Source organism: Colwellia sp. F1, from assembly GCF_056238625.1.
In genome coordinates, this window is the sequence record NZ_JBWDLI010000011.1 from 126,983 (window position 1) to 141,268 (window position 14,286).

Below are 14,286 nucleotides of genomic sequence, written 5' to 3' on the forward strand. Positions count from 1 at the left end.
GTAAAAACTATTCAACAGATACCGCAATTTTTAAGCATTCATTTTTAGAACCAATTTTAAAAAGTAGGGTAAACATGAAACATTTAACATTTTCTAAAAAACGCTTAGCCATTTATATATCAGCGGCGCTTACTGTTGGTTTAAATACTCAAGCAGTAGCGGAAGAAGCCGCGTTAGCGGAAAGCGCCTTAACAGACAAAGCAGCAGACGTTGAAGTAATCGTAGTGCAAGGGATCAGAGGAAGCTTAACCCGCGCCATGAACTTAAAAAGGGATATGTCAGGCGTGGTAGACGCTATTTCATCAGAAGAAATGGGTAAATTCCCAGACAGTAACTTAGCTGAATCGTTGCAGCGTATAACGGGCGTATCGGTAAGCCGCAGTAATGGTGAAGGTAGCCAAATTACAGTACGGGGTTTTGGGCCAGACTTTAACCTAGTTACCTTAAATGGCAGACAAATGCCAGGCACAGGCAACAGTCGCTCGTTTAGCTTCGAAAACCTAGCGTCAGACGGTGTATCGGCACTTGAAGTATATAAAACAGCACGGGCAGATAAGCCAACAGGTGGTTTAGGTGCAACGGTTAATATTGTTACCAGTAAGCCATTAACGAGCCCAGGTGAAAAAATGTCAGTGTCGGCAAAAGCGATTCATGACAGCTCTAATGTGGAAGGTAATGATATTACACCAGAGTTGTCAGCTTTGTATTCAAATACATTTGCTGATGACAGTGTCGGCTTTTCATTTGCTATTAATCACCAACGCCGTGATTTTCAACAGCAAAGCGCTAATATTCAGGGATGGCAGGCGAATGTTGACTTGCCCACAAACCTTGATGAAGCCAATGTTATCGACCCTCGACCATTAGACGATGAAGGCAATCGTATAGGAGACCATTTTTTTCCTCGTGACATGAACTATGGCATCTCAAATGTTCAACGCGAAAGAACCAATGGTTACGCGGTATTTCAATATGCCCCAATGGACGAACTAATTTTAACGCTTGACTACACAGCGTCAAAAGCAACCACCGGCACTAACGGTATTGGTTGGGGAATGTGGAATGATTACGGTGGCAACATTAACAGCTATGAAATAGATGAAAATGGTACCGTTATTTATGCAGATATTAGCGGTAATGATGGTTCATTTACCGCAAATCGCGACACCACTGAAGTTGAAGCGGAGTCTATTGGCTTTAATATTGAATGGATTGCCAGTGACAGTCTCTATTTCACGCTTGATTACCATAACTCTACTAATAAAGCAGACAATGGTAAAGATAAAGGGATGGATAGCGCAGGTTCCTTGGTGTTGGGTTCTGACCAATTAAACACCAAAATATATGACTATAGAACTGGTGAAGTCCCTCATGCCACTATTTTGTGGAACAATGGCACCAATGAATTGGCAACTAGCGAAATTGATTCTCACTTTAGTCAGTTTGTTCACTCACCGGGCAAATCAGAAGTTGAACAAATAATGTTTGATGGTATTTGGGATAATGTTGTTTTTGATATTCCACTTATCGATATTAAATTTGGCTTTTCTCATATTAAACAAACCATGAGTGGTGCTAGTGCTTGGAGTGGCTTAATTGGTGGCTTTTTGTTTAACCCCAATTATAGCGCCATGTTACCCGACGGCATGTTTACACGTCATGATACCAGCGGGTTTTTAGATGCTTTTCAAGGAGGCGGTAGTGATTTAAACCCCCACTACTACTACACCTTTGATTTTGATGAATTAGTAGCGCGCTCTGAAGCATTTTTAACCAATGACGTTTTAGGCGGCGATGACTATTTTGCCACCACGGCTTATCACGACATGGGCACAAGATCATCTGGCTCAGTAGAAGAAGACACGACCAGTGTTTATCTGCAGGGCGCATTGGAGTTTGATGTGATGAATTTCCCAGTACAAGTCAACCTTGGTGTACGCTATGAAGAAACGGATGTTACCAGCAACGTGCTGCAACCTGTGCCAACAGCGGTATGGTGGAAAGGCGGTAGTGAATGGCACACGCAACACTTAGCAGGCGAAAATAATTTCCTTAAACTAACGGGAAAACATGATGTATTCCTGCCGATGATCGACGTAAAAGTTGACCTGAGCGATGAGTTAGTTGGACGGGTCTCTTGGGGTAAAACGATTGCTAGAGCGCCATTAGGACATTTGGCAGGCGGGCGATCGTTGTCAGGCAGCCCTAAAATTGGTTCACGAAATGGCGGTGAAGGTAATACCAACCTACAGCCTTATGAATCAACCAATTTTGATGTAAGTTTTGAATATTACTATGGTGAAAGTAGCTATGCCTCAGTCGGCTACTTTAGAAAAGATGTCAAAAACTTTATTGGGAGTGAAATAGTTACCACTACCATTGAAGGGTTTAATGATATTTATCAAGGACCTCGTTGGCAGCAAGCGGTAGCCGATATTCAAGGACGAGGAGAGCAAGCCACTAACGATGCTATTTTTGCGCAAATTCAAGCCAATGGTTCAGCATTAAATGAGCAAGGTTACCTAGAGCCTACGGCGGCTGATCCGTTAATGACTTGGGATATTACACGGCCTTTTAATGCCCCTGACAGCAAAACAGTGGATGGCTTTGAAATAGCGCTGCAACATGTGTTTGGCGAAACGGGTTTTGGTGTTGGTGCTAACGCAACCTTGGTTGATGGTGATGTTAAATTTGATGTTGATAATTTAGCACAGCAAACGCCATTAACTGGGTTAAGTGATTCAGCAAACCTACAAGCTTTTTATGAAAAAGAAGGCTTGTCAGTGAAATTCACTTACGCATGGCGTGATGAGTTCCTACTAGGCGTAGGGCAAGATCAAGGCTCATCGGATAACCCTCCACAATTTGCTAAAGAATTTGGTCAACTGGATATGAGCATTAATTATGATGTGACTGAAGAGCTGACTGTATTCTTTGAGGGGCTTAACCTTAACAACGAAACAGAACAAGGCTTTGGCCGTTATGAAGAGCAGTTTTTATTCGCTCGACAATATGGCCCGCGTTATTCATTAGGCGTTCGTTATAGCTTTAATTAGTCACTTTTAAAAGGGGGCGCTTAGTGAGTTACTAAGCGCCACTGTTTAATGCTTTAGTTCAAATAACGAGGAATACATCTTATGGCAGGTATGTCTATTTCACCCGAAAGCCCCAACCCTGTAGTAGATACAGGGGTAAATAAAACGGATAGTTTTGCGTTGTTTTCATTGACCTCATTGTTTTTTATGTGGGGCTTTATTACTTGTCTTAACGATATTTTAATACCGCACTTAAAAGCGATATTTAATTTAACTTATACACAATCCATGCTGGTGCAGTTTTGTTTCTTTGGCGCGTATTTTTTAGTGTCTTTACCTGCCGGCCGAATAGTTAAAAAATTAGGGTATCAAAAAGGCATTGTTATTGGGTTAGTTACCGCAGCACTGGGCTGTTTGCTTTTTTACCCTGCTGCAGCGTTACACAGTTATAATTTTTTCTTGTTAGCGCTTTTTGTTTTAGCCAGTGGTATTACCGTATTGCAAGTTTCTGCTAACCCTTATGTCACCTTATTAGGGCCGCAAAAATCAGCTTCGTCACGATTAAATATGACCCAGGCCTTTAACTCACTAGGAACAACTATTGCCCCCTATTTAGGTGCATTACTTATTCTGAATGAAGCGACCAATGCCATGTCTGACTCAGCGTCTGCTGATAGCGTGAAAGTCCCTTATTTAATTTTAACCGCAATGTTGTTGATACTCGCGGCAATATTTTCTTATTTAAAACTGCCGCATATTGCCAGTGCCGAAGCACTTGATAATGAAAAACTAGAAGGCTCTGCATGGCAATATCGTCATTTGGTATTAGGCGCCGTTGGCATTTTTGTTTATGTTGGCGCAGAAGTGTCTATTGGTAGCTTCTTGGTTAACTTTTTAGGTGAAGCAGATATTGCGGGGTTGCCAGAAACAGAGGCGGCTAAATACCTTACCTATTATTGGGGCGGTGCAATGTTTGGTCGTTTTATTGGTGCAGCCGTTATGCAAAAGTTTGATGCCGGTAAAGTCTTGGGGGTTAGTGCTTTAGTGGCAGTGCTATTGGTAGCAACGGCCATTGTTAGCTCAGGCGCTATCGCTATGTGGGCCATTTTATTAGTGGGGTTATGTAACTCTATTATGTTCCCTACCATTTTTAGCTTGGCAATCAGTGGCCTTGGAAAGCATACCAGCCAAGGTGCGGGCATTCTTTGTTTGGCTATTGTAGGGGGGGCAATTATTCCACTTTTGCAAGGCGTATTAGCCGATAGTTTAGCACTGCAGATATCCTTTATTTTGCCCGTATTTTGTTATGTATACATAGTTTTTTATGGTGTCAAAGGTAGCAGAATTAAAGTAGCCAGTTAACCCCGTAATTAATAAATGTATTAAGACAAGAAAACTAAGAGAGTTAAAATGAAAAAATCACTATTGACATCCAAAGCATTATTAATGCTTGTTCCTATCACTATTTTAGGGTGTAGTCAGTCAACGATAGAAACTGAAAAAACGTTAACAAAATCAACAACAGCGTCAACATCAACCGTATGGCCTAAGCTTGACTTTGACGTAAAACCCGATGCAAAACTGGAAGCGAAAATAGTAGAAATTTTATCTACCATGACATTAGAGCAAAAAGTTGCTCAAATGATCCAGCCTGAAATTCGTGATATTACCCCTGAAGATATGCGTAAATATGGTTTTGGTTCCTACCTCAATGGTGGTGGCGCTTTTCCGGGCAATAATAAGCATGCGACACCACAAGACTGGATTAATTTAGCTGAGCAAATGTATCAAGCTTCAGTCGATGATTCACTTGACGGTAGTACTATTCCAACTATGTGGGGGACAGATGCGGTACATGGACACAATAATGTCATTGGCGCGACCCTATTTCCACATAACATTGGGCTAGGTGCTGCCAATAACCCAGCACTTATCGAGAAAATTGCCCAAGCAACGGCTACAGAAGTCATGGTAACGGGGATTGACTGGGTTTTTGCGCCCACAGTTGCCACCGTTAGGGATGATCGCTGGGGCAGAACCTATGAAGGGTACTCTGAAGACCCTGAAATAGTAAAAGACTATGCTGCTGCAATAGTACATGGGTTACAAGGTAAAGCTGGCGAAGGGTTTTTAGCTGACAACCGAGTGATCAGTACGGTTAAGCACTTTATAGGCGATGGCGGTACAATTAATGGAGATGACCAAGGCAACAATATTGATAGCGAACAAGTGCTTTTTGACCTGCACGCCCAAGGGTACGTCAGCGGCTTAGCGGCTGGCTCTCAGTCGGTGATGGCATCATTTAACAGCTGGCACGGTAAGAAAAATCACGGTAATCGTTATTTGCTTACCGAAGCACTCAAAGAGAAAATGGGTTTTGACGGCTTTGTGGTAGGTGACTGGAATGGCCATGGGCAAGTTAAAGGATGCTCAAATGAAAGTTGTCCCCAATCCGTTAATGCAGGTTTAGATATTTTTATGGTGCCAACAGATGCTTGGAAGCCACTCTATGAAAATACTATCGCACAAGTAAAAAGTGGTGAAATTGCGCAATCGCGTATTGATGATGCCGTAAGTCGCATATTAAGAGTAAAATTAAGGGCTGGCTTATTTGACAAGCCAAGCCCAGCTAAACGTCAATTTTCAGGTAAAACAGAACTTATTGGTAGCGAAGAGCATAGAGAGGTAGCACGACAAGCGGTACGAGAGTCATTAGTGTTATTGAAAAACAATGCAGGATTATTACCTTTGTCGCCTAAAATGAATATTTTAGTAGCTGGTGACGCTGCGAATAATATTGGTAAGCAGTCAGGCGGTTGGACAATTACGTGGCAAGGAACGAATAACCAAAATAGTGACTTTCCAGGGGGGAGTTCAATTTATGACGGTTTAGCTGCACAAGTAAAAGCGGCGGGTGGTCAAATAACATTGAATGAACAAGGCAAGTTTACGCAAAAACCTGATGTGGCAGTGGTTGTTTTTGGTGAAGAACCTTACGCTGAAGGGCAAGGTGATATAGAAAACTTAGCTTATCAAGCAAGCCATAAATCAGATCTAGCCTTATTGAAGCGGCTCAAAGCACAAGGTATTCCGGTTGTTTCAGTTTTCATTAGCGGTAGGCCTTTGTGGATGAATGCAGAGTTGAATGCCAGTGATGCGTTTGTTGCTGCTTGGTTGCCAGGGTCTGAAGGAAAAGCCGTTGCTGATGTGCTATTAAAAGATGTTAATGAGCGTATCCAGTATGACTTTAGTGGTAAACTTTCTTTTTCTTGGCCTAACTCGCCAACACAAATTGTTAACCGCTTTGATGCTGACTATAAACCTTTATTACCTTATGGCTTTGGTTTGAAATATGGTGAGCCAAGTACCTTGTCGGATAATTTATCAGAAGAATTTACGCTGCTAAATACAGCTTCACAGACGACGAAAGTTTTTTCCGGCACGGTAATGAAGCCATGGGAAATGCGATTAACATCTGAAAAAGCCAGTGAAAAAATTCAGTCTAGTAGCTTAGCTTTGTCAGGAATTTCGTATCGCACAGTTGATAAAGAAGTACAAGAAGATGCCTTTCAAATACAGTTAGATGGTAGCTCACAAGCAGGCGTTGCCTTCAAAGCTGTAGAGGGCTTAAGTGTTAACCTTACAGCTGATTTACAAAACAACGCGGCCTTATCGTTTATGGTAAAAAGAGACAGCAATATTACCGCGCCTGTACTGGTATCAATGGCGTGTGAACAATCAGAGCAAGGAGAAAAAACTTGTATGGCCAGTGTTGATATTTCAAAGCAATTATCACAAATGCCGAAAAAGCAGTGGCATGAATTGACTGTGGATTTACAATGCTTTGCAAAACAAGGCTTAGCATTTGAACAATTGAGTACACCATTTTCACTCTCAGCTAAAAGTGCGTTAACCTTATCTGTTAGCGATATATACTTTAAAGCAGGGGCAGCAAACACGGCTGATATTCAGTGTCAGTAACAAAACTCACTCATTAACGAGCACCACAAGGATGTGGTTTTCTTACGCTGCTATTGCACTAAAGCAATAAAGTCAATAACTTGCTTGTCGCCAAGTTTAATCGCAACTTCATCATCTTGATAGTTATTAAGTAATGCTAAACCCATAGGTGATTGTGGCGTAACCACAGTAATATGCTGTCCCGACAATTCACAACGGAAACCACCTGCAGCAGGGCCAATAAAAAACCAATGCAGCTTGTTAATATCTTTTTCCAGTTGCACTAACGCTGTTAACCCTATTGGCGTTTTTTCATTAAAAATAACCAGTTGCAAACCTTGGTAGGCTTGCAGCGCTGTTTGTAATTCTTTAACTCGCCTAGATTGCCCCTCTGCTAAATAACTTGCTTCAATGGCTAGGGTGTCGTACTGCGTTTCTGCAACACTTTGGTCGTCTACCGCGGCAGCATGCGCTTCATTGGCTGCACTAATAGCCTGACTTAATTCACGTTTTAGTTGAGCAGTAATAAAAGCGAGTAATAATTTTTTGTTAATAGTTTTGTGGCTCATTACTGTGTGGGTACTTACTTAAGTTACTTTGCATCGGCTTAAATTGTACTACTATTAAAGAATAATTTATAAGCCAAATAACATGAACACTGATGCTATTTTAACGTTAGCGTGGCAAAGAAGCAGAAAACTTAATTCATCTTACAGGTGTCAAAATTGACTTGTGTTTTTAGCAAAATGTGAGTAAATTAACCTTAACAAGTTAACTGGTTAGACCAATAGGAATTAATATGAGCACGGTAAACACCCATGATTCGGCAATAAAGAATGCTTCACCAGACGCTTTATCAGGTAAGGCTTTACAAGAAGATAAGGCGTTCCCTCACTTATTAGCGCCTTTAGATTTAGGTTTTACTCAGTTAGCTAACCGCACATTAATGGGCTCAATGCATACAGGGCTAGAAGAAGAGCGTGGTGGTTTTCCCAAGTTAGCGGCTTTTTATGAAGAGCGCGCTAAAGGAGGGGTAGGTCTTATTGTAACCGGTGGTGTTAGCCCTAATAAGCGCGGCAGAATTGCACCTTTTGGTAGTGAGTTAAGTCATTTTTGGCATGTAAATAAACACAAACAAGTAACGGCTGCAGTGCACAAATACCCCACCAAAATATGTTTACAGTTACTACATACGGGTCGTTACGCTTATCACCCGTTTAATGTTGCGCCAAGTAAAATAAAATCGCCCATTAATCCATTTACGCCGAAAGCCATGTCTAATAGGCAAATTAAAAGTACTATTAAAGATTATGCTCACGCCGCACATTTAGCCGCTAAAGCCAATTATGACGGCGTTGAAATCATGGGGAGTGAAGGCTACCTAATTAACCAGTTTGCTTGTCTTCGTACGAACCAACGCACTGATGAGTGGGGCGGGAGTATTGAAAACCGCATGCGCCTGGCGATTGAAACCATTAAAGCGGTGCGGGCAAAAGTTGGTGAGAAATTTATTATTATTTTTCGTTTATCCATGCTTGATTTAGTAGAAGGCGGTAATACCTGGGGTGAAGTGGTATTAATGGCCAAAGCGGTAGAAAAAGCGGGCGCGACCTTAATTAATACCGGCATTGGTTGGCATGAAGCACGTGTGCCAACCATAGTAACGTCGGTACCAAGGGCAGCCTTCACCTGGGTTACCGAGCGAATGAAAAAAGAGGTGTCGCTGCCACTAATTACCACAAACCGTATTAATACGCCTGAAGTTGCTGAAGAAATCTTAGCGTCAGGGCAGGCCGACATGGTGTCAATGGCGAGGCCATTTTTGGCCGACGCAGATTTTGTTAACAAAGCCGCTGCAAATAAGTCAGATGAAATTAATACTTGCATTGGCTGTAATCAAGCGTGTTTAGATCATGTTTTTAAGCAAAAAAGAGCCTCTTGTTTAGTAAACCCTAGAGCATGTTATGAAACTGAACTTTATTTTGAACCCACAAATAAAACGAAAAAACTTGCCGTTATTGGTGCCGGCCCTGCCGGCTTGGCATTTAGTGTTTATGCGACAGAGCGGGGGCATCAAGTTGAGCTATTTGATAAAATAAGTGAGATTGGTGGTCAGTTTAATGTTGCTAAACAAATTCCTGGCAAAGAAGAGTTTTATGAAACCTTACGCTATTTTAACAAACAAATTGCTGTACATAATATTAAGGTGCACTTAAACAGCGAACAAACAGCACAGTCATTATTAACAGCAGGGTTCGATGAAGTTATTTTAGCCACGGGCATTAAACCGCGTAAGCTTGATATTGAAGGTATTGACCATCCTAAAGTATTGAGTTACTTGCAAGTTTTACGTGAAAAAATTCCCGTAGGCAAAAATGTCGCTATTATTGGTGCGGGCGGTATTGGCTTTGACGTGGCCACATACCTTGTTGAGTCTGGCGAGTCATTAACGACAAACCGTGATGCTTGGTTAAAAAACTGGGGAGTTGATAAAAGCTATCAACATGCGGGCGCTTTAAATAATGATAAATTGTTTGAAAAAGTTGAAACTGGTCGTCAAATCACTTTATTGCAGCGCAAAACAAGCAAAGTAGGTAAAGGCTTAGGTAAAACATCAGGTTGGGTGCATCGCGCTAATTTAGTTAAGCACGGGGTTGAGATGATACCCGGTGTTCGTTACAAGTCAGTCACCGATGACGGTTTACTTATCGATATTGACGGTAAGGAAAAGTTACTTGCGGTAGATAATATCATTATTTGTGCTGGGCAAGAGTCAAACCGTGATTTACAACAAGCACTTGAAAGTGGCGGTTTACCAGTACACTTAATAGGTGGCGCTAATGTGGCTGCTGAGCTTGATGCCAAGCGTGCTATCCGCCAAGCAGCTGAGTTGGCCATGGTAATATAAGTTCACAAAAGACTGTTGGCGGGTTTCATATTGCTCTTTTTATAATCGTATTAATGAAGTGCGCAGTAGTGCCTGCCTATCAGCTAAAATATTTGGCCTTGTTGAATCGCTAAAAACTGACGTATACTGGCTAAATGCATACATCTAAGTTAACTTTTTTGACCTTTTAAATGAAAAATTTAGTGCTCAGTAATACCGATATTAAAATCCTTTCCACGCCAAAACAATATAAACAACAGTTATTATCATTAATTGCGAACGCTCGCCGCCGTATTTACATCACAACACTTTACTTACAAGACGATGAAGCCGGACGAGAAATATTACACGCACTGTATCAAGCTAAAGCAATTACACCAGCATTAGACATTAGTATTTTTGTTGATTTTCATCGGGGTCAACGCGGCTTAATTGGCGAGCAACATAGTTTAGGCAACCGAGCTTTGTATCTTAAGTTAGCCGACCAATACAGCCAAAAAATAGCTATATATGGTATTGCGGTTAAACGTAAAGAGCTGTTTGGTGTACTGCATTTAAAAGGTATGGTTTTTGACGATGAACTTTTCTATACAGGTGCAAGCATTAATAACATTTATATGCAGCAAGAAAAGCGCTATCGGTTAGACCGATATTACCAAATACATAGCGCTTCGTTAACGGATAGCTTTTGCCAGTATTTACAAAGTATGTTTATCGACTCTCGGTTAGCACCCTTACTGAACGAACATAAGTTACCCGACCCTATTGAACAAAAGCGCAATATTCTTGCGTTAAAGTTATTGTTGAAAAAGTCAAACTACCCAATAAACACAAGATGCGCAGAGCAAAACTCAGGTGTCATTGCTAACCCCATTTCAGTTACCCCGTTAGTTGGCTTTGGGCGAATAAAAAACAAATTAAATAAAGCAATCAGGGTAACTATAAAAGAAACTGAGCATAAATTATTAATATTTACGCCGTATTTTAATTTACCCCCTGCGCTGGCAAAAGATGTGATTAATGCATTAAAGCGTGGCGTGCATATTACCTTAGTGGTAGGCGATAAAACGGCCAATGATTTTTATATTACCGATGAATCAGCGTTTAGCACTATTGGCATAATCCCTTATATTTACGAAATGCTATTAAAGCGTTTTGTAAAACGCTACCAAAACTATATTGATAATGGTCTGTTAAATATACATTTGTGGCAACATGACGATAATAGTTTTCATTTAAAGGGCATCATCAGTGATGAACGTTATCACTTACTCACCGGTAGTAACTTAAATCCGCGAGCATGGGGCTTAGATTTAGAAAACGGGCTATTACTCGATGACCCAAGCAAAAGCTTAATGGCTAAAGTAACGCCAGAATTAACAGATATTATGGCGCATACGCAAAAAATCAATCATTTTAGTGAGCTTGACGCAGTGGGTGACTACCCGGTAAAACCTAAAAAGCTGCTTAATAAAATACGCTTGGCGCAGGTTGACCGAATTTTAAAACGTTTTTTATAGTAATGAATATTTGTCGGCCCTAGGTTTAGGGCCAGGTTTTTTAGCGGTTAGTTTTCCTAGCCCTAGTCCTTTAGCGCTTGTCACTAGCACCTTAAGTTTTTGTTTAAAAAGATTTCTTAGCTTCAACCCTAATTTCAAACTTATTTATGTTTGCGTTATCACTTTGCGGAAAAGCAAAGTCGACATGAATAACTTGCTGGTTACCAGAAGAGTGCGGTGAGTAGAACCTTACGCCAATACCAAGAGAATATAACCATCCTTGCTCATCATTGGCTTCCATGCCCTGGGCTTCTATTTGGCCAAAGGTTTTGGCAGCATCAAAAAAAGCAGCACCCGCAAGATCAAAAAGTTTAAATAAGTTGATATAAGGGTAATAACGTATTTCATGAGTAAACTTTACGCTATGCTCACCGTGTTGATATGCTAAAGGAAACCCCCGCAAACCTGTACTACCCCCTACAGTAACCAGTTGGTCAATATACTGGTTTTTACTGATAATAGTTGTGTTATTAAAATAGTAACCCCAGCTTTCATTGAAGTTGTAAAAATATTCGGTGTCAATTTCAAGTAATAACCTATCCTTACGTTCATCGTAAAGATCAGCATTTAACATCAGATCAAATAATACCAGCGCATTATTATGTACTTCAAAGCCTTTATGAAGCTTAGCTTGCAGTAACGCCCAAGCATTATTTGCTTGTTTACCATCGCCAACCCCTAAACGTGAGCTAAACTGCCAACCGTGGTTAAAATCTTCTATTTGGCTAATTAAATGAATGTTGGTGAGTTTTCTAAAATCTTTTTCTATATAGTCAAACCCTACCCAAGGGTAGATAAAATCACGGTCTTGGGGTAGTAACAATGAATGAGGGTTATAGTTAATATCGCTAGCATAAGCAAACTTGTGTTGATCTTGTGTTAGGCCAAAACGGTAGCGAACAAGAGAGTGTTCATTGTTATAACTTAGCCAGGCATACTCAGCACTTTTATAGCTAATGTCATGTGAAAATACCGCCAGTGCATTGTCATTTTGATAAACCGTATCATTACGAGACTCCTCATTAAAGCCAATTGTATAGGCATTGTCGGTATAAAAGCTGGCAAAGTGTTTACGTAAGAATATCGCTTGTTGAGTCCCGTCATCGTTGTCGGCAATATGCAATGATAAGTCGATATTTTTTTGGCTAAATAAGGGGGCGGTTGATCTAACTTTATAGCCTTTACGTTGAGAGTTTCTATAGGTTTCAATTTCAGCATCTATCCCTAAGCCTAATAAGTTTCGGTCTTTAATGCCAAAACTATAAGTGCTTGCACCGCCTTGTCGTCCAAAGCTAATGGTGGGCAATAACGACCAATTGTCCCAAGTGGTTATCGTGATGTTTTGGAGGTCATCATCACTGGTTACTCTGGCATCGCGTAAATACTTCCTGTTACGTAAGTGCCGCTCTAACTCGGCTAAATCGGCCGGGGTTTTCATGCATTTATTAAGAAAAAAAGCAGACTCGTTTTCTAGGGTAAGCTGCTTGGTGTCTATGTGAATCGCATTGGCCCATTCATGAATCAGCAGAAAACCAGGCTCATTTTTGTCAAAAATAGTTTGCGGGTCAAAAATAATATTGGCTTGTTGTTGGCTACAGCGTTCTATTTCAAGCACGCTTGCTTGCTTTTCGGCTGCTTGTGTATATGCACAAGTTGTAATAATACCCATTACCATCACCCAAATGAACAGAGTAGAAGGCGATAGAAAGTGTAAATGTTTACGGCTACTAGGAATAATTAAAACCCTTCTGTCAAGTTATTTGTTTAGTAAACGAGGCAAACAAACTTTTCACGATATTCGAGTATAGCCGATCTATATTATTTAATTGATATGTTATTTCATTTTTTTCGTTTGAGCTAAATTGATAAAAATCAACTAGCTAAAAATAAAAAGCGGTTAAAAGCAAAAAGCACTCAAATTTAGTCTTGTTGCACTATAGAATTTAATCCTGTCTCGCTATAGAATTGAACTCTTAATTAAATTTTTTAAACTCTGAAATAACGGTGTGTGTTTAGCACACAAATTGTTTTAGAAAAGCACAATTAATAGGATTTTTTCATGGCAGGTGTAAATAAAGTAATTATTGTAGGTAACTTAGGCAAAGATCCTGAGGTGCGTTTTATGCCAAATGGCGGAGCGGTGGCAAATATCACCGTAGCAACGTCTGACACATGGAAAGACAAGCAAACAGGTGAGCAAAAAGAAAAAACCGAATGGCACCGTGTAGTAATGTTTGGTAGGTTAGCTGAAATCGCCGGCGAATACTTGAAAAAAGGCTCAAAAGTTTATCTAGAAGGATCATTACAAACACGTAAATGGACTAACCCACAAGGGCAAGACCAATATACAACTGAAATTGTATTACAAGGCTTTAATGGCGTAATGCAAATGCTAGACAGCAAATCGTCAGGGCAAAACACCGGCTTTTCTGGACAAAACCAACAGCAGCATAATCAAAATAGTGGTTTTCAACAGCAAGCGCCACAACAGCCAGCTCAACAGCAAGGTGGTTATGCCCCACAAGCTCAACAGCAAGCTTATAATAAACCTGCTTCTCAACAGCAAAGCGGTTATGCACCACAAAGTCAGCAAGCACCTCAACAACAAGGTGGTTATGCACCACAAGGTCAGCAACAAGGAGGCTTCGCACCACAACAGCCTCAGCAAGCACCACAACAGCCAGCTCCTAAGGTAAACCCACAAGAGCCATCAATTGATTTTGATGATGATATCCCGTTTTAACCAGAATCAAAATAAATAATGTAGATTTTAATTTCATAAGCCGTATTTTTTACGGCTTTTTTAATTCTAATAGAAAATTAATGTTGATTTCTATTAGATATA

At 40.6% G+C, this 14,286-nt stretch carries 8 protein-coding genes; 6 read left to right on the forward strand and 2 right to left on the reverse strand.

Annotated features, from left to right (window positions below; genetic code table 11):
• The first annotated feature begins 74 nt into the window (after window positions 1–74).
• The 3 genes from AC0UA9_RS12055 to AC0UA9_RS12065 all read left to right on the forward strand — a co-directional run bounded on the left by AC0UA9_RS12055 (window position 75) and on the right by AC0UA9_RS12065 (window position 7,016).
• Window positions 75–3,056: a TonB-dependent receptor gene (locus tag AC0UA9_RS12055; protein ID WP_475660345.1), complete on the forward strand. Its 2,982-nt coding sequence runs from the start codon at window positions 75–77 to the stop codon at window positions 3,054–3,056.
• Window positions 3,057–3,146: 90 nt separating this feature from the next.
• Window positions 3,147–4,397: a sugar MFS transporter gene (locus AC0UA9_RS12060; RefSeq protein ID WP_475660370.1), complete on the forward strand. Its 1,251-nt coding sequence runs from the start codon at window positions 3,147–3,149 to the stop codon at window positions 4,395–4,397.
• A gap of 48 nt (window positions 4,398–4,445) precedes the next feature.
• Entirely contained in the window at window positions 4,446–7,016 is a 2,571-nt protein-coding gene (locus AC0UA9_RS12065; protein ID WP_475660346.1) for a glycoside hydrolase family 3 protein, read from the forward strand.
• Between the two features lie 50 nt (window positions 7,017–7,066).
• Here AC0UA9_RS12065 and AC0UA9_RS12070 read toward each other — a convergent pair whose 3' ends face one another.
• Window positions 7,067–7,564: a hypothetical protein gene (locus tag AC0UA9_RS12070; protein ID WP_475660347.1), complete on the reverse strand. Its 498-nt coding sequence runs from the start codon at window positions 7,562–7,564 to the stop codon at window positions 7,067–7,069.
• A gap of 230 nt (window positions 7,565–7,794) precedes the next feature.
• On the opposite strand from AC0UA9_RS12070, the gene AC0UA9_RS12075 reads away from it, so the two are divergent.
• Window positions 7,795–9,903, forward strand: coding sequence for an oxidoreductase (locus AC0UA9_RS12075; RefSeq protein WP_475660348.1), 2,109 nt, complete (start codon window positions 7,795–7,797; stop codon window positions 9,901–9,903).
• A gap of 170 nt (window positions 9,904–10,073) precedes the next feature.
• Complete coding sequence (gene pssA / locus AC0UA9_RS12080) at window positions 10,074–11,402, forward strand: CDP-diacylglycerol--serine O-phosphatidyltransferase (RefSeq protein WP_475660349.1); 1,329 nt, start codon at window positions 10,074–10,076, stop codon at window positions 11,400–11,402.
• Window positions 11,403–11,505: 103 nt separating this feature from the next.
• Here pssA and AC0UA9_RS12085 read toward each other — a convergent pair whose 3' ends face one another.
• Window positions 11,506–13,110, reverse strand: coding sequence for a BamA/TamA family outer membrane protein (locus AC0UA9_RS12085; RefSeq protein WP_475660350.1), 1,605 nt, complete (start codon window positions 13,108–13,110; stop codon window positions 11,506–11,508).
• A 390-nt stretch (window positions 13,111–13,500) separates the two neighbouring features.
• Here AC0UA9_RS12085 and ssb point away from each other — a divergent pair, with 390 nt between their 5' ends.
• Entirely contained in the window at window positions 13,501–14,184 is a 684-nt protein-coding gene (gene ssb / locus AC0UA9_RS12090; protein WP_475660351.1) for a single-stranded DNA-binding protein, read from the forward strand.
• Window positions 14,185–14,286: the final 102 nt, after the last annotated feature.